This window comes from Stenotrophomonas lacuserhaii (genome assembly GCF_014836545.1).
Taxonomy (GTDB): Bacteria; Pseudomonadota; Gammaproteobacteria; order Xanthomonadales; family Xanthomonadaceae; genus Stenotrophomonas; species Stenotrophomonas lacuserhaii.
The window spans coordinates 118,702-138,760 of sequence record NZ_JACSQS010000010.1 but is presented as its reverse complement, the minus strand read 5'-3'; the positions used below and the strand labels follow the sequence as shown (position 1 = coordinate 138,760).

Sequence of the window (20,059 nt, the reverse complement as noted above, 5' to 3'; positions counted from 1 at the left end):
CGAACTCGGAAGTGAAACGCAGCTGCGCCGATGGTAGTGTGGCTCAAGCCATGCGAGAGTAGGTCATCGCCAGGGTTCAAACCAGAAACCCCGCTGCTCACGCAGCGGGGTTTTTTCTTGCGCGTACGCATGCCCGGTAGTGATGGCCGCTGGCCGTCAAACACGCGCAAAAAAACGGCGCCCCGAAGGGCGCCGCAGATAAACATCAGCCAACCCGGCGTTTACTTGCCTGCCGGAGCGGCCTTGCCCTTCATCATCTCATCGCGCGCCGCCTTGAACGGGTTGCCTTCGTACCAGTTCGGCCAGCGATCGCCGGCGGCCAGTTCCTTGCCCACACCGTGCAGCAACTGCAGGTCCTCGATGGTGCCGTCCAGCTTCCACGTCGCGGCGTCGAACTCATCCTTCGGGCCGTGGTAACGATTGCGCCCGTAGTCTTCACCGGCCTTGCGGCCCGCTTCCACGCCGCCGTCCAGCAGGTCCTCGCCGCCATCGGCATACAGCGCCGGCACGCCCGCCTTGGCGAAGTTGAAGTGATCCGAGCGGAAGTAGAACCCGCTCTGCACTGCCGACTCACCATGCAGCGTGCGGCCCTGCGCCACGGCCAGCGGCTTGAGGATGTCTTCCAGCTCGGAACTGCCGAAACCGGTCACGGTCATGTCCTTGGCACGGCCGGCCACCGACATCGCATCGATGTTGATCACACCGGCGATCTTGTCCAGCGGGAAGGTCGGATGGGCCACGTAGTACTTGGAGCCGAGCAGGCCCGATTCTTCCAGCGTCACCGCCAGGAACACCGCCGAACGGACCGGCTTCGGATCCTGGTGCATCATCGCGTCAGCCACTTCCAGGATGCCGGCCACGCCGGTGGCGTTGTCCACCGCACCGTTGTAGATGTTGTCGTCTGCTTCGCCTTCATGCTTGCCCAGGTGGTCCCAGTGCGCCATGTAGAGCACGGCTTCATCGGCCCGGCTGCTGCCCGGCAGCACGCCCACCACGTTGCGGGACGTCTTCTCGGCGGTGGTGCTCTTCAGGTCCACCGACAGCTTGGCGTTGAGCGGCACCGGCTTGAAACCACGCTTGTTGGCATCCTTGTAAGCCTGCGCAAGATCCAGGCCGGCACCGGCAAACAGTGCCTTGGCGGCGTCGGCACTCAGCCAGCCCTGCACCGGCAGGCGGGCTTCGGGATCATTCTTGGCCGGCAGGTCGTACTGCGGTCCGGCCCAGGAATTCTTGACCACGTCCCAGCCATACGACGCGCCGGCGGTGTCGTGCACGATCAGCGCGGCGGCCGCGCCCTTGCGCGCGGCTTCTTCGAACTTGTACGTCCAGCGGCCGTAGTAGGTCATGCGCTTGCCATCGAACAGCTTCGCATCGTCGACATGGAAGCCCGGATCGTTGACGAACATCACCACCGTCTTGCCCTTCCAGTCTTGGCCGGCGTAGTCGTTCCACTGCTGCTCCGGTGCGTCCACGCCGTAGCCCACGAACACGATGTCACTGCCGTCCACCTTCACTTCGGTCTGGCCGGTACGGGTGCCTACCACCATGTCGGTGCCGAACTTCAGCTCGCTGGCCTTGCCGGCCTGGTCGATCTTCAGCGAGGTGGTTTCGTCGGCCGTGGTCTCGGTCATCGCCACGTCCTGGAACCAGCTGTCGCCATTGCCGGGCTGCAGGCCGATCCGCTGCATCTGGTCGCGGATGTAGTTGACGGTCAATTCTTCGCCTTTGCTGCCGGGCGCGCGGCCCTCGAACTCGTCCGAAGCCAGCGTCTTGACCAGTTCGGCGAAGTCAGCGGCGTTGATCTCCGGAGAGAACGTGTGCGTGCTGGCCGGCGCGGTGGCGGCGCTGGCGTCGGCGGCCGGGGCGGTGGCCGACGGGGCGGTGTCTTCGCCCTTGCAGGCGGTCAGTGCCGCGGTGAGGGCAAGGCAGAGCAGTAATTTACGGGGCATCATCAGGTCCTGCAGGGAGGGGAGCCGGCCTGCAGGCGCAGGCCTGGCATGGAATCAGTTTTCCGGAGCGGTGTCGGTGTCGAACGCCACCGGGGTGGCGCCGGTCACCGTGCCGGTCTTGGCACTGCGGTGCACGTACAGCACCACCTCGCGTTCGAACTGCAGCGCGCCGTTGACCACCGCATTGGGCCCGATGATCACCCGCGGCTTGCGGTTCGGCGTCAACGAAATGCTGAAGCTGGGCTTCTTGATGTGGATACCGCCATTGACCACCGAACCGACGCCGACCGTGACGTCGCCGTTGACGGTCTCGATGTCGCCAGCCAAGCGGGTTTCGACCAGGCCGATACCTCCGTTCACCGTCTCCACGCTGCCCTCGATCTGGCTGCGGCGGTCGGCGAAGATGCTGCCGTTGACCGTCTCCACGTTGCCGCGTGCGATCACCCCGCCCGCCAGCCGCACACCGCCGTTGACGGTGGAAATGCTGCCAGTGCGCGCGCCGTCGCCGACCTTGATGCCGCCGTTGACGGTTTCGATGTCGCCGGTTTCCACGCCGTCGTCTACCCGGATGCTGCCGTTGACCGTATCCAGGTCACCGTAGCGCTGGCCCGGTTCGGCGCTGATGCTGCCGTTGACCTTGCTGATGTCTTCCTGCGCCGCCGCCGTGCTGGCGACCGCGGCAAGGGTGAGCGCCAGGGTCAGGGTCAGGGATGGGGCTTTCATGAGAGGTTCCTTGTCAGTCACATGCGGCTGGCCGGCCGCCCGGCAAAGATGTCACCATGTTGCACTGGAAACCGCATCTGCCTGAAGTCACTGGAACGCCCTTGCGCGACAATGCTTTTCCCTCACGCATCGCTAACACCCGCTGGCCCGTGCTGGCTGGAGGCGTGCTGCTGGCCATCGCCGTTGCCCTGCTGCCGGCGCTGCCCGCCGGTGCCCAGTCCACCCGCGAAGCGGAGCGCAAGCTGCAGAAGCTGCGTACCGAACTGAAGGGCGTTGCGCAGGAGCGCAGGCAGTTGGACAACCAGCGCGGCCAGGCCAGCCGGCAGCTGCGCGAGATGGATGAAAAGGTCGCGCGCACCGGCCGCACCCTGGCCGAAACCGAAGCGGCGCTGCAGGCGCAGAACAGCGCGCTGGCCGATCTGGAAAAACGCCGCGTTGCGCTGGAGGGCGGGCTGCAGAAGCAGCGCACCGAACTGGCCGGGCTGCTCAACGGAGCCTACCGGCTGGGCAACCATGCGCCGTTGAAGCTGCTGCTGTCCCAGGACACCGTGGCCGATGGCAACCGCTCGCTGGCCTACCACCGTTACCTGCAGCGAGAGCGCAGCCAACGCATCCATGACATCACCGGTGACCTGAAGGAACTGGACACGCTGCAGGCGCAGATCGGGCAACGCCAGCAACAACTGCAGTCCACCCGCCAGCAGCAGAAGCAGCAGGCCACCGCACTGGCCAGCGACCGTCGCCAGCGCGAGCAGGCCGTCGCGGCGCTGGACGAACAGTTCAAGGACCGCAGCGAACGCGAAAAGGCCCTGGGCCAGGATGCGAAAGCGCTGGAAACCCTGCTGGCCAACCTGCGTGCCGCCGCCGCACGTGCTGAAGCCGAGCGGCGTGCAGCGGCCCGGCGCGCGGCCGCCGAACGCGCTGCGGAAAAGGCGGCAGAAAAAGCTGCCGCTGATCGCGCGGTGGCCGAAGGCCGTCCGCCGCCGCCGCCGCGCGCCACCAAAGTGCCGCCGGTGGCCGCCGCCGCACCGGCACCGCGGGTGGGGGGCCTGGGCTGGCCGTTGACCGGCAACCTGCTGGCCCGCTACGGCGGCAAGCTGCCTGACGGGCGCACCAGCAGCGGCGTGCTGATCGGCGCGGCGGCCGGCAGCACGGTCACCGCCGTGGCCGATGGCACCGTGGTGTTCTCCGACTGGATGACCGGCTACGGCATGATCCTGATCGTGGACCACGGCAACGGCTACATGAGCCTGTACGCGCACAACGACACCCTGCTCAAGGATGCCGGCGCTGCGGTGAAGCGGGGTGATCCGCTGGCCAAGGTCGGCAATTCCGGCGGGCAGGGCGTCACCGCGCTGTACTTCGAACTGCGCCGTGGCGGCCAGCCGGTGAACCCGGACAGCTGGTTGCAGCGTCGCTGAACCGTCGCGCGCGAGGTCGTCGTACATTCAACGGGAATTTACCGATACCTGACGCATAATCGGGACCTGCATCGGTCGTGCGCGCACTTCACCGGAGCATTCGAATTCGACCCCAGGAGTGCTTCATGCGTGTAGCCCGAACCGCCACCCTGCTGCTGGCCATGATGCCTACACTGGCGCTGGCCCAGCAGGCCGAACCCGCCGCGGCCGCCCCTGCCGAGGTCCCCGCCGACGCCAGGCCGTCCACCGCGGCGAGCAGCGAAGAGGCGGCGACGTCGAAAGTGCCGCTGGAGGAAATCCGGCGCTTCGTGGCGGTGTACAACGCGGTGCGCGCGGCCTACGTGGACCCGGTCGACGACAAGAAGCTGATGCAGGATGCGGTGCGCGGCCTGCTGCTGGACCTGGATCCGCACAGCACCTACTTCGACAAGGAAGACGCCGAAGCCTTCGACGAGCAGGCCAACGGCGCTTACGAAGGCATCGGCGTGGAGCTGCAGCAGCAGCCGGACAATGCCAGCCTGAAGATCATCTCGCCGATCGACGATACCCCGGCCGCACGCGCCGGCATCCTCGCCGGCGACCTGATCATCGCCATCGACGGCAAGCCGATCAGCGCCATCCAGGCCAGCGAACCGCTGCGTGGCCCGGCCGGCAGCAAGGTGGTGCTGACCATCGTGCGCGACGGCAAGCCGAAGCCTTTCGATGTCAGCCTGGCGCGCGAAACCATCCGCGTGACCAGCGTGCGCAGCCGCATGCTGGAACCGGGTTACGGCTACATCCGCCTGAGCACCTTCCAGGCTGATACCGCAGCTGATTTCCAGAAGCATGCGCGCCAGCTCTCCAAGCAGGCCGGTGGCCAGCTCAAGGGCCTGGTGCTGGACCTGCGCAGCAATCCCGGTGGCCTGCTGACCGCCGCGGTGCAGGTGGCCGACGACCTGATCGAGAAAGGCAACATCGTCAGCACGCGCGGCCGCATCAGCATCAGCGATGCACGCTTCGATGCCACGCCCGGCGACCTGTTGAAGGGCGCTCCGGTGGTGGTGCTGGTGGATGCCGGTTCGGCCAGCGCATCGGAAGTGCTGGCCGGCGCCCTGCGCGACAACCAGCGTGCGCGGGTGATCGGCAGCCGGACCTTTGGCAAGGGCTCGGTGCAGACCGTGCTGCCGCTGGACAACGGCGATTCGGTCAAGCTGACCACCGCGCGTTACTTCACCCCCAGCGGCAAGTCGATCCAGGCGACCGGTATCGTGCCGGAAGTGGAGCTCAAGCCGGCACCGGTGGAAGGCGAAGACGCCCTGCCGGCCAGCCTGTCCGACTTCAGCGAAGCGACCCTGCCGGGCCATCTGCATGGGGATGGCGAAGGTGAGGAAGGCTACCAGGCCGGCGACGTACTGCCGGGCGACGGCCCGATCAACGACGCACTGGCCGAGCTGAAGGCTCCCGGTTCGGTCGCCACACGACTGAAGGCCGAAGCGGCCAAGGCGGCAGCGGACAAGGCCGCAGCGAAGCCGGAAGCCAAGCCAGAAACCAAGCCAGAAACCAAGCCAGAAACCAAGCCAGAAACCAAGCCAGCACAAGCGCCGGCCAAGCCCTGACCGCGGCAAAGGCGTGACGACCCACGGTCGTCACCCACCCAGGCAGGACGGCCAGCGGCCGTCACTACCGATGGCTGCGGCCTGGTAGCGCCGAGCCGTGCTCGGCGAGCGCAGCGGACCGAAAAGACAGGACAGCCAGCGGCCGTCGCTACCGGAAGCGCGTCAGAAACCTTGGCGCTTGCGCAGTCGGCGGGCGATCGCGGCGCGCACGTACACGCCGTACACCACCCCGAAGCCGAAGCCGGCGATATGCGCCCACCAGGCCACCATGCCGAAGCTCGGGCCGATATGCGCGAACACCACCTGCAGCACCGCCCAGAAGCCGATCAGCAGGTAGGCCGGTGCGCGGACGAATTCCAGGAACAGGCCCAACGGAATCACCACGCCCAGGCGTGCGCCCGGGAACAGCGCCAGGTAGGTGCCGATCAGTGCCGATACCGCGCCGCTCGCCCCGATGATGATCTGGTCCGGCGTGCCCATGGTGTAGATCGCCACCAGGTTGGAGAAGGCCCCGCCGAACAGGAACAGCAGGATCAGCCGCCACGGCCCCAGCACGCGCTCGGCCGGTAGCCCGAAGATCAGCAGGAATACCAGGTTGCCGAGCAGGTGCGACCAGTCGGCATGCAGAAACAGCGCGGTGAACAGCCGCAGCACGCTGCCGTCCTGCAGGGTGGCCCACCAGTCCAGCGGCCGCATGAGGCCAGCCGACAGGGCGCCCCAATCCATCCACAGGCTGTTGCGGGCTTCGTGGGGGCGCGAGATCGACCACAGGAACGCCAGCCAGACTGTCGCAAACAACACCGGGGTGGCCCAGCGGAAGGCGGCTTTGCGACGGGAGGGCAGCGACAGGAACATGGGGGCTAGGGTATCTCGACAGCCGATGGCGGAGGTCTGCGCATTCAGTTTTCAAGCTGAAAATGCACCCTATCTGTTATTGTTTCATTAACACGTCTGGGTAATACTCGCATACGGCGTCGTATGTCGGGAGGGGAATCCGGCGCGTCCTGCAGGGCCTTGGCCCCGGCGGGACGCAGGCGCATGCAGAGCAAACAACCGCTTTCCGGAGAGATAAAACGATGCAAACCGCTTCTACTTTTGCCCGCATTACGATGCTGGCTGTCGGCATTGCCGGCGTACTGGCCGCCACCGATGCGAACGCAGCCGCGTTCCAGCTGGCGGAAAAGAGTGCCAAGGGCCTCGGCCGCGCCTTCGCAGGTTCGGGCAGCGCCGAGGGTGATGCCTCGATCATCGCCGCCAACCCGGCTGGCATGCGCCAGCTCGATGGCCGCGTGATCCAGGGCGACCTGAGCGCGATCAGCTTCAAGGCCGAGTTCGAAGGTGCCGGCCGCAAGCCGACCGGCGCCCCGCAGACCGGTGGTGACGGCGGCGACGCTGGCATGATCGCGCCGGTCCCGGCCGGTTACTTCCACATGCCGATCGGCGAAAAGGCCCACTTCGGCGTGTCGCTGACCGCACCGTTCGGCTTCAAGACCGACTACGACGACGGCTGGGTGGGTCGCTACAGCGGCCTGAAGACCGACCTGAAGGCGATCGACCTCGGCTTTGCGATGTCCTATGACGTCAACCCGTACGTGTCCTTCGGCGCGTCGGTGTTCGTTGAACACCTGACCATCGAACTGAGCAACAACATCGACTTCGGCACCGCGCTGGCCCAGTCCCGCGTACCGGGCTTCGCCCCGGGCAGCGCCGATGGCAAGCTGACCGTGGAAGGCGACAACAACGCGGTCGGCTGGACCGTCGGCGGCCTGTTCAGCCCGGATGAGAACACCCACATCGGCATCAGCTACCGTTCCAAGGTCGAGCACAAGATCACCGGCGGCGACGCCACCTTCGACGTGCCGTCCAACGCCGCTGCCGTGCTGGCCGTTGCCCAGCCGGGCCGCTTCGTGACCACCAGCGGCAAGGCCACGGTGACCCTGCCGGCCTCGGCCACGCTGAGCGTGACCCACAACATCAACGACCGCTGGACCGTGATGGGTGATGTCACCCGTACCGCATGGTCGACCGCGTTCGACCAGGTGGTCATCGACTACGCTTCGGCCCAGCCCGACTCGGTGCTCGAATTCGGCTACCGCGATACCACCTTCGTGTCGCTGGGTACCGACTTCAAGCTGAGCGACACCGTCACCCTGCGTGGCGGCGTGGCACTGGACCAGACCCCGACCACCGACGCCCACCGCGACGTGCGCGTGCCGGACACCAGCCGCAAGTGGCTGTCGGTTGGCCTGGGCTGGGCCCCGTCGGACAATGTCGAATACAACTTCGGCTACACCCACCTGCTGACCAGCGACCCGAACCTGTTCGTGCAGCCGGGTACCAACAACCAGGGCAACTCGCTGACCGGCAAGTACAAGGTCCGCGGCGACGTGCTGGCTGCGTCGATGCAGTACAAGTTCTGATTCCACGCTTCAACGCGTGACAGCAGGACCGGAAAGCCCCGCGCAAGCGGGGCTTTTTCTTTGCGCACTACAATGGCCCATGGATTTTTCAGACCCCGCGTTCCAGCTTGAAATCGCCGCCAACGTCGCAGCGGCCGCCTCGATACTGCTGGCCGGGCGCAACAGCGTGCACGGCTGGTGGATGAGCATCATTGCCGGGCTGTTGTTCGCGGCGGTGTTCCTGCAGGCGCGGTTGTACGGGCAGGTGGCGCTGCAGGGGTTCTTCATCGTCGTGGGTGCACTGGGCTGGTGGCAGTGGCTGCGCGGCAACCAGGGCGCGCCGCTGCCGATCACCCGCCTGCGCGCCGCTGCGTGGCCGGGGCTGGTCTTGCTGGTGGTGGCGGGCACGTGGGGCTATGGCTGGATGCTGAGCCGCCATACGGACGGACAGGCGCCTTACGTGGACGCGGGGATCCTGCTGCTGAGCATGGTCGGTCAGTTGATGATGATGCGGCGCAAGCTGGAATGCTGGTGGGTGTGGTTGCTAGTGAACACCTTGGCGGTGCCGCTTTACTACACCGGTGGCCTGCAGCTGACGGCGCTGCTGTACGTCGGCTACTGGATCAACGCGATCGTCGCGCTGCTGCATTGGCGGCGGTTGATGCTGGCTGCGCGCTGACGCGCACACGGTCAGAAGCGCAGGCAACGTCAACGTCAACGTCAACAGCGGCAGGGCTGTGTGTTGGCGGGGCGGGGTGGCTGTGCAGGACACGCCGTGAATCCGTCCATGGAGGCTCGCTTTTCGCATCCATGCGAAAAGACGGTCCTGCACAGCCACCCCGACCCACCTTCGACAGGTCCATGGTGGCCTTGGGCAAGCATGGTCCTTGGGGCCTTGGTAGCGCCGACCCATGGTCGGCGGATGTAGGGAGAAAGGGATTCTGATGGTTTCCGCCGAGCATGGCTCGGCGCTACCGATGGTGAAAGGACTCTGACCCCGCTGTTTTCTTCCCCACCCGCTGGCGGCCGCGCGAAACCGTCAGGGGTGGGGCGGGGTGGGTTGGCGGGAACGCTCATCCGCATGGATGCGGATGGCGAGCCTCCAAGGATGGATTCACGGCGTTTCCCGCCAACCCACCCCGCCCCACCCAGGCAACATGACCACCCGCGGCACAGCGAAAAAAATCAATCGCCCAACGTCAGCAGCGAGGCGTTGCCGCCGGCCGCGGTGGTGTTCACCGTGACGGTTTTCTCCGTGGCGAACCGCAGCAGGTAGTGCGGGCCGCCCGCCTTCGGGCCAGTGCCGGACAGGCCCTGGCCACCGAACGGCTGCACGCCCACCACCGCACCGATCTGGTTGCGGTTGACGTACACGTTGCCCACCTGGATGCCATGTGTGATGCGCTCCACGGTCTCGTCGATGCGCGAATGCACGCCCAGGGTCAGGCCGTAACCGGTCGCGTTGATCTGGTCGATCACCGCCTGCAGCTGGTCGCCCTTCCAGCGGATCACGTGCAGCACCGGTCCGAAGATCTCCCTGTGCAGCTGGCCCAGGTCCTTCAGTTCGTACGCACGCGGCGCGAAGAAGGTGCCGTGCGCCGTGCCATCGCCGAGCGTGGCAGCGGCGATCAGGCGGGCTTCGGCGTCCATGCGCACGGCATGGTCCTGCAGGATCCGCAGCGCGTCTGCGTCGATCACCGGACCGACGTCGGTGGACAGTTCGCCCGGGTCGCCGACCTTCAATTCCTTCATCGCGCCGGCCAGCATGGTCATCACCTTGTCGGCGATGTCGTCCTGTACGAACAGCACGCGTGCGGCCGAACAACGCTGGCCGGCCGAGGTGAACGCCGAACCGATCGCATCCTTGACCAGCTGTTCCGGCAGCGCCGACGAATCGGCGATGAAGGCGTTCTGGCCGCCGGTCTCGGCGATCAGCACACCGATGGCGGCATCACGTGCGGCCATCGCGCGGTTGATCGCACGGGCGGTATCAGTGGACCCGGTGAAGGCCACGCCGGCCACGCGCGGGTCGGCGGTCAACGCCGCACCGACAGTGGCGCCGTCGCCCGGCAGGAACTGCAGCACGCCTTCCGGCACGCCGGCATCGAGCAGCAGTTTCACCGCGTAGTAGCCGATCAGGTTGGTCTGTTCGGCCGGCTTGGCGATCACGCTGTTGCCCGCCGCCAGCGCCGCAGCGACCTGGCCCAGGAAGATCGCCAGCGGGAAGTTCCACGGGCTGATGCACACGAACACGCCGCGGCCATGCAGCTGCAGTTCGTTGGATTCACCGGTCGGGCTGGGCAGCTTTTCGGCATGCGCGAACTGCTCGCGTGCCTGCTTGGCGTAGTAGCGCAGGAAGTCGACCGCCTCGCGCACTTCGGCCACGCCGTCGGGCAGGCTCTTGCCGGCTTCCTTCACGCACAACGCCATGAACTCGGCGGTGCGTGCTTCCAGCTGGTCGGCGGCGTGTTCCAGGATCGCCGCGCGGCTGGCAGCGGGGGTGCGGTTCCAGGCTGGCTGCGCTGCAACCGCGTTGGTCAGGGCCTTCTGCACGGTCACATCGTCGGCCGCCTGCCACTGGCCCACCACCTGGCGGTTGTCGGCCGGATTGGTCACCGGCAGCGTCGGTCCGGTCAGGTTGGCACCGGGCACCAGCGGGGTGGCATGCCATGCTTTCACGGCACTGTTGAGCTGCCCGGCAAGGTCGCGCAGTGCGTTGTCGTTGGCGAGGTTGATGCCCATGGAATTGGTCCTGTGGTGGTTCTGGCTGCGCAGCAGGTCGACCGGCAGCGGGATCTTGGGGTGCGGGATGGAGGCGAAGGAACCCACCATTTCCACCGGGTCACGGACCAGCTCGGCAATCGCCACGCGGTCGTCGGTGATGCGGTTGACGAAGCTGGAGTTGGCGCCGTTTTCCAGCAGGCGACGCACCAGGTAAGGCAGCAGGTCCTCGTGCGAACCGACCGGCGCATAGACGCGGCACGGCAGGCCAAGGCGATCGGCCGGCACCACTTCGGCGTACAGGTCATCGCCCATGCCATGCAGCTTCTGGTGCTCGTACACACTGCCCTTGGCGATGCTGCGGATCGCGGCGATGGTGTGCGCGTTGTGGGTGGCGAACATCGGATAGATCGCGTCGCCATGGCCGAACAGGCGCTTGGCGCAGGCCAGGTAGGACACGTCGGTGTTCTGCTTGCGGGTGAACACCGGGTAGCCCGGATAGCCTTCGATCTGCGCGCGCTTGATCTCCGCGTCCCAGTACGCGCCCTTGACCAGCCGCACCTGCAGGCGACGGCCGTTGCGGCGGGCCATGTCGGCGAGGAAATCGATCGTGTACGGGGTGCGCTTCTGGTACGCCTGCACCACCACGCCGAAGCCATCCCAGCCGCTCAGCGAGGCATCTGAGAACACCGCATCGATGATGTCCAGCGAAAGCTCCAGGCGGTCGGCTTCTTCGGCGTCCACCGTGCAGCCGATGCCGTAGCGTTTCGCCAGCTGTGCCAGCTCCAGCACGCCGGGCACCAGGTCGTGCAGCACGCGGGCACGCTTGGCGTGCTCGTAGCGCGGGTACAGCGCGGACAGCTTGATCGAGATGCCCGGGGCGTTGTTGACGTCGCCATCCGGGCGGCCGCCGCGTGCCTTGTGGTCACCGCCGATGGCATGGATCGCGCGGCGGTAGTCCTCCAGGTAACGCAGGGCATCCTTCATGGTCAGCGCGCCTTCGCCGAGCATGTCGAACGAATAGCGGTAGCTGGCGTTGTCACCCTTGTGCGAACGCTCCAGCGCCTCGCCGATGGTGCGGCCCATGACGAACTGATGGCCCATGATCTTCATCGCCTGGCGCACGGCCAGGCGGATCACCGGCTCGCCCACGCGGCCCATCAGGCGCTTGAACGCGCCCGGCACGTCGGCACGGGTGAGGTCGTTGATCTGTACCAGTTTGCCGGTCAGCATCAGGCCCCAAGTGGAGGCATTGACCAGCACCGAGTCGCTGCCGCCCATGTGCTTCTTCCAGTCCGCATCGGCCAGTTTGTCGCGGATCAGTTTGTCGGCGGTGTCCTGGTCCGGGATGCGCAGCAGCGCTTCGGCCACGCACATCAGCAGCACGCCTTCCTCGCTGCCCAGGTCGTACTGGCGCATGAAGGCTTCGATCGCCCCCTGGTCCTTGGCGCGCACGCGCACGCGGGCGACCAGGTCGGCGGCCAGCGCCTGCACCTGCGCCTGTTCGTCGGCCGGCAGGCGCGCCTGTGCCAGCAGTTCGGTCACGTGGGCCGCCTCGTCCTTCAACCAGGCGTCGGTGATGGCCTGGCGGAAAGCGGAGGGAGATGCCGGCAGTTCCGGCGACAGCAGCACGTCGGCCGACGGCGCGGAGCCGGGGGCAGCGGGCGAAAGAGTAGGTGCGTTCATGCCGGTCCGGCCAGTGGAAAACTTGGCGATTTTAATCATTTTTTGGCCCGCGGAAAGCCCTTGCATGGCACCTTTCAGTAATCCTCATAGCTCGGCCCCGTAAAGGATTCAGCTGAATCTGGCCGGGTTGACATTTTTGTGCCGAAATCGGCAAATCGGCCGACGGCCAATTGCTGTGCTGCAGCATCGTATTTACCGTGAATGGACCTTGTAAGTGTCGAGAGGGCAGGGCTACCATCGAGACGTAACCCGCGGCAGGAACGCGGTTGCGACAGGATCAGGGCGGCGGATGCGCTGCAGGGGATCTGAATACGCAACGGCGAGGGTGTCCCCCCCACGGACGCTTGATGCCCGGAAACCAGCTTGAAAGCTTGCTCGCCGCCAGCGATGGCGGTCACCGATGACGTCAAGGGTCTAGGCAATGAAGCAAAGCAGCGCGTGGGGCGGCAGGTGCGTGTCCGGGATCGCCACGGTGGCGGCCGGAATGGCGTTTCCGGCAATGGGATGGGCGCAGTCCGCCGATCCCAAGCCATGGCAGTTGAACATGGGCCGGGGGGTTACCCAGACCTCGCGATTGGCCTGGGAATCGAACATGCTCTCGCTGATCGTGGTCACGGTCATCGGCGTGATCGTGTTCGGTGCGATGGCCTACGCCATCTTCAAGTTCCGCAAATCCAAGGGCGCGGTCGCCGCCACCTTCAGCCACAACACCAAGGCCGAAATCATCTGGACGGTGATCCCGGTGGTGATCCTGGTGGTGATGGCCTGGCCGGCCACCGCCAACCTGATCAAGATGTACGACACCCGCGATGCCGAGATGACCGTCAAGGTCACCGGCTACCAGTGGATGTGGCGCTATGAGTACCTGGGCGAAGGCGTGGACTTCACCAGCCGGCTGGACCGCGAGTCCGACCGGGTGCGCCAGAGCGGCAAGGTGCCCACCAGGGAAAGCAATCCGCATTACCTGCTCGACGTCGACAACCGGCTGGTGCTGCCGGTGGATACCAAGGTGCGCTTCGTCATCACCTCCGACGACGTGATCCACGCTTGGTGGGTACCGGCGCTGGGCTGGAAGCAGGATGCCATCCCGGGCTTCATCAACGAGGCCTGGACCAGCATCGACACCCCCGGCGTCTACCGCGGGCAGTGCGCCGAACTGTGCGGCAAGGACCACGGCTTCATGCCGATCGTGGTCGAAGCGGTGTCCAAGGAAGACTTCAAGCAGTGGCTGGCGCAGAAGAAGCCGGCGCCCGCTGCCGCACCTGCTGCACCTGCCGCGCCCGCCACCCCGAACGCGCCGGAGACCGCCACGCCGCCCGGCGACGGCACCGCGCCACGGCAACCGGTAACCCCGGCCGAGCCTGCTGCTGCACCGGCCCCGGCGCCCACCACCGACGCCTGACCCAACCGCCCGTGGCCGCACCGCGGCCACCGTGACAAATCGATCTGAGAGGTGTTTTGCAATGGCGCACTCGGCAGTTGGGCACGACGAACACCACGGTCACGCGCAGGGCTTCTTCCAGCGCTGGCTGTTCAGCACCAACCACAAGGACATCGGCACGCTGTACCTGCTTTTCAGCTTCGTCATGTTCATCATCGGCGCGGCGATGAGCGTGGTGATCCGCACCGAACTGGCACAGCCCGGCCTGCAGTTCGTCAAGCCGGAATTCTTCAACCAGATGACCACCATGCATGCGCTGGTGATGATCTTCGGCGGGGTGATGCCGGCTTTCGTCGGCCTGGCCAACTGGATGATTCCGCTGCAGATCGGCGCGCCGGACATGGCGCTGCCGCGCATGAACAACTGGTCGTTCTGGCTGCTGCCGGTGGCTTTCGGCATGCTGCTGCTGACCCTGTTCCTGCCCGGCGGCGCACCGGCCGGGGGCTGGACCCTGTACCCGCCGCTGTCGCTGCAGGGCGGCTACAACGTGGCCTTCACCGTATTCGCCATCCACGTGGCCGGCATCAGTTCCATCATGGGCGCGATCAACATCATCGCCACCGTGCTCAACATGCGCGCACCGGGCATCGACCTGCTGAAGATGCCGATCTTCTGCTGGGCCTGGCTGATCACCGCCTTCCTGCTGATCGCGGTGATGCCGGTGCTGGCCGGTGCGGTCACCATGCTGCTGACCGACAAGTTCTTCGGCACCAGTTTCTTCAACGCCGCCGGTGGTGGTGACCCGGTGATGTTCCAGCACATCTTCTGGTTCTTCGGGCACCCGGAGGTCTACATCATGATCCTGCCGGCGTTCGGCGTGGTCAGTGAAATCATCCCCACCTTCAGCCGCAAGCCGCTGTTCGGCTACCAGGCGATGGTCTACGCCACCGCGGCGATCGCCTTCCTGTCCTTCATCGTGTGGGCCCACCACATGTTCACCGTGGGCATGCCGCTGGGCGGTGAGATCTACTTCATGTTCGCCACCATGTTGATCTCCATCCCGACCGGGGTGAAGGTGTTCAACTGGGTCAGCACCATGTGGCGCGGTTCGCTGACCTTCGAAGCGCCGATGCTGTGGTCGGTCGCCTTCGTCATCCTGTTCACCATCGGCGGTTTTTCCGGCCTGATGCTGGCCATCGTGGCGGCTGATTTCCAGTACCACGACACCTACTTCGTGGTCGCGCATTTCCACTACGTGCTGGTCACCGGTGCGGTGTTCGCGCTGATCGCGGCGGTGTACTACTGGTGGCCGAAGTGGACCGGCCGCATGTACAGCGAGAAGTGGGCCAAGTTCCACTTCTGGTGGTCCATCGTGTTCGTCAACCTGCTGTTCTTCCCGCAGCATTTCCTCGGCCTGGCCGGCATGCCGCGGCGTATCCCGGATTACAGCGTGGCCTTCGCCGACTGGAACCTGATCAGCTCGATCGGTGCGTTCGGCATGTTCGCCACGCCCTTCATGATGGCCGCGATCCTGCTGGCTTCGCTGCGCAACGGTGAAAAGGCCGCCGCACGCAGCTGGGAAGGCGCGCGCGGACTGGAGTGGACGGTGCCGTCACCGGCGCCGGCGCATACCTTCACCACGCCACCGGTCATCCGCCCGGGCGACCTGGCCCACGATGACATCAGTCACTGAGGTGCGACATGCATGAGGCGAACCCATCATCCGCTGACATCGCCCTGCGCCGCCAGCGTGCACGCCGCACCGCCCTGTGGGTGGGCGCGGTGGCAGTGGCGGTGTATGTCGGCTTCATCCTCAGCGGGGTGATCGGCCGATGAGCGCACCGCAGGCCGCCGCCCCGTCCCGGCATGCCGGCCTGCCGCGCCTGATCGGCGTGGCGGTGGCGGTGTTCCTGCTGACGTTCTCGCTGGTGCCGCTGTACCGCATCGCCTGTGAAAAGGTGTTCGGCGTGCGCCTGGAACGCGGGCCCGGGGCACAGGCCAGCGTCGGCGCCGCAGCCGGCAAGCGCACCGTGCGGGTGGAGTTCGATGGCGGGGTGAACTCGCAGTTGCCGTGGGCCTTCCATCCCGAACAGCTGACCATGGACGTGGTGCCCGGCGAGCTCAACGAAGCGCTGTATTTCGCGCGCAACGATGGCAAGGTCGCCATCGTCGGCAGCGCCGTACCGTCGGTGGCGCCAGCGCGTGCCTCCGGCTATTTCAGCAAGACCGAATGCTTCTGCTTCACCGCACAGACCCTGCAGGCCGGAGAGAAGCGCGACATGCCGGTGCGCTTCATCGTTGATCCCTCGCTGCCGCCGGAGATCCGCACCATCACCCTGTCCTACACCTTCTACAAGAACGACGCGCTCTCCGCGCGCCTTGCACCGGCCAGCGTGCCGGCCGATGCGCACGCCGCGCCCTGAGCGCGCCACTGAACCGGACAACGACCATGGCCCAGCTTCCTTCCGACGCCAACGCGTATTACGTGCCGACCCACAGCCGATGGCCGTTCATCGGCTCCATCGCGATGATGGTGACCATGGTCGGCGTGGCCAGTTGGCTCAACGACGCGACGTGGGGCAAGTGGAGCTTCTTCACCGGGCTGGCGATGCTGGTGCTGACCCTGTTCTGGTGGTTCAGCGACGTGGTGCGTGAATCGCAGGCCGGCCACTACAACCAACAGGTGGATGGTTCGTTCCGGATGGGGATGGTGTGGTTCATCTTCTCCGAAGTGATGTTCTTCGGCGCCTTCTTCGGTGCGCTGTTCTACACCCGTGCGCTGGGGCTGCCGTGGCTGGGCGGCGAGGGCGACGGGGTGATGACCAACGAACTGCTGTGGCAGGGCTATTCGTCCGGCTGGCCGACCAACGGCCCGGCGGCCATCGGTGGCCAGTTCCAGACCATCCCGGCGTGGGGCCTGCCGCTGATCAATACGCTGATCCTGCTGACCTCCGGCGTCACCCTGACCATCGCCCACCACGCACTGAAGGCAGGCCATCGCCGCCAGCTGCTGACCTGGCTGGGCATCACCGTGGTGCTGGGACTGGTGTTCCTGACCCTGCAGGCGGAGGAGTACATCCACGCCTACACCGAGCTCAACCTCACTCTCGGCTCGGGCATCTACGGCTCCACGTTCTTCATGCTGACCGGCTTCCACGGCGCGCACGTGCTGCTGGGCACGATCATGCTGGCCGTGATGTGGCTGCGCGCGGCCAAAGGCCACTTCACCCGCGACAACCATTTCGGCTTCGAAGCGGCGGCGTGGTACTGGCACTTCGTCGACGTGGTGTGGCTGATGCTGTTCCTGTTCGTCTACGTGCTTTGATCTACGTAACGATTGCTTCAGCGGGCGATGCCGTGCGGCTGGATCCAGCCGCCCCAGATGCCGATGACCACCAGCAGGATCAGCGCCACCGACACCGCGATGCGCCGGGTCAGCGCATTGACGGTGCGCTTGGTCTGTCCCCGATCCACCAGCAGGTAGTACAGGCCGGCGCCCAGGTTCCAGACGATGACGATGAGGAACGCGATCACCAGCAGGGTCTTCAGCGAATCGTTCATGCGCGGCTCGATGGCGGGGCGGATGCTCCTATCTGACCGCGTTTGCGACCGTTTGTCATGATGCGACGGCACACGCGGTCGCTGGGCTGGGTGTTGGCCCTGGTGGCGATGACGATGTTCTGCCTGCTCGGCTGCTGGCAGCTGCAGCGCATGCAGCAGAAGCAGGCGCTGTTGCAGGCGCAGGCGGTGGCGGCCACGCAACGTCCCACTACCCTGTCGCGCGCGCTGGACGCTGCCGGCCCCGTGCACGGCATCGTCGACCACGGCCGCTTCCTGTCGGGGCTGGTGCTGCTGGACAACCAGATACGCCACGGCCGTGCCGGAGTGAAGCTGTATCGACCGTTCCGCAGCGATGATGGCGTGGTGCTGCTGGTGGACCTGGGCTGGCGTCCGCTGCCGGCCGATCGCGCGCTGCCTGACGTAGCGCCGCCGCCCTCGCCGGCGGCCGTACGCGGGCTGTTGGCGCCTGCACCGGCACCGGGGCTGGCACTGGGACCGGTGACGACCCCGGCGGGCCCGCAGCGCTGGCTGGCCAGCCGCTTGCAGGCCGACGCGCTGGCCCCGCTGTTGGGCCTGCCTGGCCTGCCCGCGCGCGTGCTGCGGCTGGATCCGGCGCTGCCGTTCGGCGACGAGCGCGACCTCGACCTGCTGCCCAACACGCTGCCGCCGCAGCGCCACCTGGGCTATGCCGTGCAATGGTTTGGCCTGGCCCTGACTGTGCTGGTGGTGGCGCTGGTGCTGGAATGGCGCCGCCGCCGGTAGTGACGGCCGCTGGCCGTCAATCCGTAGGTGACGACCAACGGTCGTTACCCACCGAACCCGCACCCAATCCACCGGCACACCCCTTCCCAACATGAGAAAATGCTGCCCATGAATGCTGCTACGTCATCGCAGGACACCGGGCGCGGCAAGGGTCGCCGGACTCTGGTGCTGCTGTTCGTCCTGTTCTTCGGCGCGATGGCACTGGCCGGGGTGCTGCGCTTCTCCGGCTGGCAGCCGGCGGCGCACAAGAACGTCGGCCAACTGCTGCAGCCGCCGGTGGACCTGCGCCTGCAGCCGCCCCTGCTGGCCAGCGGCGTGCCCTATGCCTGGAAAGGCGAAGAAAAGATCTGGCGCATCCTGGTCGCCCCGCCCGTCGCCTGCGCCGAACCGTGCGTCACTTTGTCGCAGGGACTGGCCAAGGTGTGGCAGCTGTTCGGCCATAACGCCGATAATGTGGAGATCCTTTGGCTGGGAACGCCGCCGGCGCCCCTGGCTGGAACCCCTGCACTGCGCGCGCTGGCCCCTTCGCCGGCACTGCGCGCTGCATTGCCCGGTGTCGACGACCCGGCCGGCGTGCCGGTCTACATCGTCGATCCGAACGGCTTCGTGATCATGCGCCATGCGCCCGGCACCGACCTCGGTGGCCTGCGCAAGGACCTGTCCACGTTGCTGAAACTGAAGTGAGCCTTGTTTGATGAGCCTTTCCGCGCGTCCGGCGCTGCAGCGTAATTTCCACCGCCTGGCGTGGTTCGCGATGATCATGACCGCGAGCACCATCCTGTTCGGTGCCTTCGTGCGCCTGTCAGATGCCGGCCTGAGCTGCCCGGACTGGCCGACCTGCTATGGCCAGGCCACCTGGCCGCAGCACGTGGAAGAAACCATCGGCCATCCGGCCGCGGACATCCGCCCGCTGGAAACACACAAAGCATGGCGCGAGCAGGTGCACCGCTTCCTGGCCGGCGCGCTGGGCATCGAGATCCTCACCCTGGCCCTGCTGGCCACGCGTCGACGTCGTTTCGGCAGCACCGCGGTGGTCACCGCCTGCGTGCTGGTGGCCGCAGGCATCCCGCTGTACATGCTGGGCTGGCATGCCACCGCCAGCGTGCTGGCGCTGCTCGGCGAGGTGATCCTGCTGGTTGCCGCGTTCCGCTGGAGCAACAGCGACCTCGCGCGCGCCGCCGTGTTGACCCTGGCCGTTGTGATCTTCCAGGCGCTGCTGGGCATGTGGACCGTCACCTGGCTGCTCAAGCCGATCGTGGTGATGGGCCACCTGCTGGGCGGCATGCTGATGTTCGCGATGCTGGCCTGGATGGCCTGGCGCGCGACCCACCTGCCGATCACCCTGGCCGAAGCACCGAAGCTGAAGTGGCTGCTGCGCATCGGCGTCGCCGTGCTGACCGTGCAGATCGCACTCGGCGGCTGGGTCAGCGCCAACTACGCCGCGCTGGCCTGTGGTGGCGGCAGCCTGTCGCTGGACAACTTCCCGCGTTGTGCCAACCAGTGGTGGCCGCAGCAGAACTTCGCCGAGGGCTTCACCCTGTGGCGCGGCATCGGCGTGGATTACGAAGGCGGCATCCTCGATGGCGCTTCGCGCATCGCCATCCAGATGGGCCACCGCATGTTCGCCATCGTGGTGGCGGCGTACCTGCTGTGGCTGGGCGTGCGCCTGTTCCGGACCCCGAGCATGCGCGGCTGGGCCGTGGCGTTGATCGTCGGCCTCATCGCACAGATCAGCCTGGGCATCGCCAACGTCAAGATGGCCCTGCCGCTGCCGGTGGCGGTGCTGCACAACGGCGGGGCAGTGCTGCTGCTGTTCGTGATGGTCAGCCTGCTGGCCCGCCTGCGGGCACCGGACTGACGC

At 66.5% G+C, this 20,059-nt stretch carries 17 protein-coding genes; 12 read left to right on the top strand and 5 right to left on the bottom strand.

Going from position 1 to position 20,059, the window contains the following annotated elements; all coding sequences use genetic code 11:
- Positions 1-221: 221 nt before the first annotated feature.
- Together H9654_RS11290 and H9654_RS11285 are read right to left on the bottom strand one after the other, a co-directional pair.
- Entirely contained in the window at positions 222-1,949 is a 1,728-nt protein-coding gene (locus tag H9654_RS11290; protein ID WP_191770910.1) for a M28 family metallopeptidase, read from the bottom strand.
- A 54-nt stretch (positions 1,950-2,003) separates the two neighbouring features.
- On the bottom strand, positions 2,004-2,672 hold the full coding sequence (locus tag H9654_RS11285; protein ID WP_191770909.1) for a DUF4097 family beta strand repeat-containing protein: 669 nt from the start codon (positions 2,670-2,672) through the stop codon (positions 2,004-2,006).
- Between the two features lie 101 nt (positions 2,673-2,773).
- Here H9654_RS11285 and H9654_RS11280 point away from each other — a divergent pair, with 101 nt between their 5' ends.
- The gene (locus H9654_RS11280; RefSeq protein WP_225212004.1) at positions 2,774-4,093 is read left to right on the top strand and encodes a murein hydrolase activator EnvC family protein; all 1,320 of its coding nucleotides are present in this window, start codon (positions 2,774-2,776) and stop codon (positions 4,091-4,093) included.
- A gap of 125 nt (positions 4,094-4,218) precedes the next feature.
- Positions 4,219-5,688, top strand: coding sequence for a S41 family peptidase (locus H9654_RS11275; protein ID WP_191770907.1), 1,470 nt, complete (start codon positions 4,219-4,221; stop codon positions 5,686-5,688).
- 162 nt (positions 5,689-5,850) lie between these two features.
- Here the strand turns inward: H9654_RS11275 and H9654_RS11270 are convergent, their stop codons facing one another.
- On the bottom strand, positions 5,851-6,543 hold the full coding sequence (locus H9654_RS11270) for a rhomboid family intramembrane serine protease (protein WP_101098647.1): 693 nt from the start codon (positions 6,541-6,543) through the stop codon (positions 5,851-5,853).
- A gap of 221 nt (positions 6,544-6,764) precedes the next feature.
- Here H9654_RS11270 and H9654_RS11265 point away from each other — a divergent pair, with 221 nt between their 5' ends.
- Complete coding sequence (locus tag H9654_RS11265) at positions 6,765-8,108, top strand: outer membrane protein transport protein (RefSeq protein ID WP_101098648.1); 1,344 nt, start codon at positions 6,765-6,767, stop codon at positions 8,106-8,108.
- Positions 8,109-8,187: 79 nt separating this feature from the next.
- Entirely contained in the window at positions 8,188-8,766 is a 579-nt protein-coding gene (gene pnuC, locus H9654_RS11260; RefSeq protein ID WP_191770906.1) for a nicotinamide riboside transporter PnuC, read from the top strand.
- 506 nt (positions 8,767-9,272) lie between these two features.
- Here pnuC and putA read toward each other — a convergent pair.
- Complete coding sequence (putA, locus tag H9654_RS11255) at positions 9,273-12,494, bottom strand: bifunctional proline dehydrogenase/L-glutamate gamma-semialdehyde dehydrogenase PutA (RefSeq protein ID WP_191770905.1); 3,222 nt, start codon at positions 12,492-12,494, stop codon at positions 9,273-9,275.
- Between the two features lie 421 nt (positions 12,495-12,915).
- Here putA and coxB point away from each other — a divergent pair, with 421 nt between their 5' ends.
- The 5 genes from coxB to H9654_RS11235 all read left to right on the top strand — a co-directional run bounded on the left by coxB (position 12,916) and on the right by H9654_RS11235 (position 17,200).
- Complete coding sequence (coxB, locus tag H9654_RS11250) at positions 12,916-13,896, top strand: cytochrome c oxidase subunit II (RefSeq protein ID WP_225212003.1); 981 nt, start codon at positions 12,916-12,918, stop codon at positions 13,894-13,896.
- Positions 13,897-13,957: 61 nt separating this feature from the next.
- Complete coding sequence (gene ctaD, locus H9654_RS11245) at positions 13,958-15,568, top strand: cytochrome c oxidase subunit I (protein WP_191770904.1); 1,611 nt, start codon at positions 13,958-13,960, stop codon at positions 15,566-15,568.
- 8 nt (positions 15,569-15,576) lie between these two features.
- The gene (locus H9654_RS17900) at positions 15,577-15,711 is read left to right on the top strand and encodes a hypothetical protein (protein WP_263615084.1); all 135 of its coding nucleotides are present in this window, start codon (positions 15,577-15,579) and stop codon (positions 15,709-15,711) included.
- On the top strand, positions 15,708-16,298 hold the full coding sequence (locus H9654_RS11240) for a cytochrome c oxidase assembly protein (protein WP_101098651.1): 591 nt from the start codon (positions 15,708-15,710) through the stop codon (positions 16,296-16,298). The genes H9654_RS17900 and H9654_RS11240 overlap by 4 nt, the downstream gene beginning before the upstream one ends.
- Positions 16,299-16,324: 26 nt before the next feature.
- On the top strand, positions 16,325-17,200 hold the full coding sequence (locus H9654_RS11235; RefSeq protein ID WP_182657292.1) for a cytochrome c oxidase subunit 3: 876 nt from the start codon (positions 16,325-16,327) through the stop codon (positions 17,198-17,200).
- Between the two features lie 17 nt (positions 17,201-17,217).
- Here the strand turns inward: H9654_RS11235 and H9654_RS11230 are convergent, their stop codons facing one another.
- Entirely contained in the window at positions 17,218-17,436 is a 219-nt protein-coding gene (locus H9654_RS11230) for a twin transmembrane helix small protein (protein ID WP_042611977.1), read from the bottom strand.
- A gap of 57 nt (positions 17,437-17,493) precedes the next feature.
- Here H9654_RS11230 and H9654_RS11225 point away from each other — a divergent pair, with 57 nt between their 5' ends.
- The 3 genes from H9654_RS11225 to H9654_RS11215 all read left to right on the top strand — a co-directional run bounded on the left by H9654_RS11225 (position 17,494) and on the right by H9654_RS11215 (position 20,056).
- Positions 17,494-18,198 (top strand): SURF1 family protein, encoded by a 705-nt coding sequence (locus H9654_RS11225; RefSeq protein ID WP_191770903.1) that lies wholly within the window; start codon positions 17,494-17,496, stop codon positions 18,196-18,198.
- A gap of 108 nt (positions 18,199-18,306) precedes the next feature.
- Positions 18,307-18,882 carry a hypothetical protein gene (locus H9654_RS11220; RefSeq protein ID WP_191770902.1) on the top strand — a complete coding sequence of 192 codons (576 nt, stop codon included), beginning with the start codon at positions 18,307-18,309 and terminating at the stop codon, positions 18,880-18,882.
- A 10-nt stretch (positions 18,883-18,892) separates the two neighbouring features.
- A complete protein-coding gene (locus tag H9654_RS11215) occupies positions 18,893-20,056 on the top strand; it encodes a COX15/CtaA family protein (RefSeq protein ID WP_101098655.1) in 1,164 nt (387 codons plus the stop codon).
- Positions 20,057-20,059: the final 3 nt, after the last annotated feature.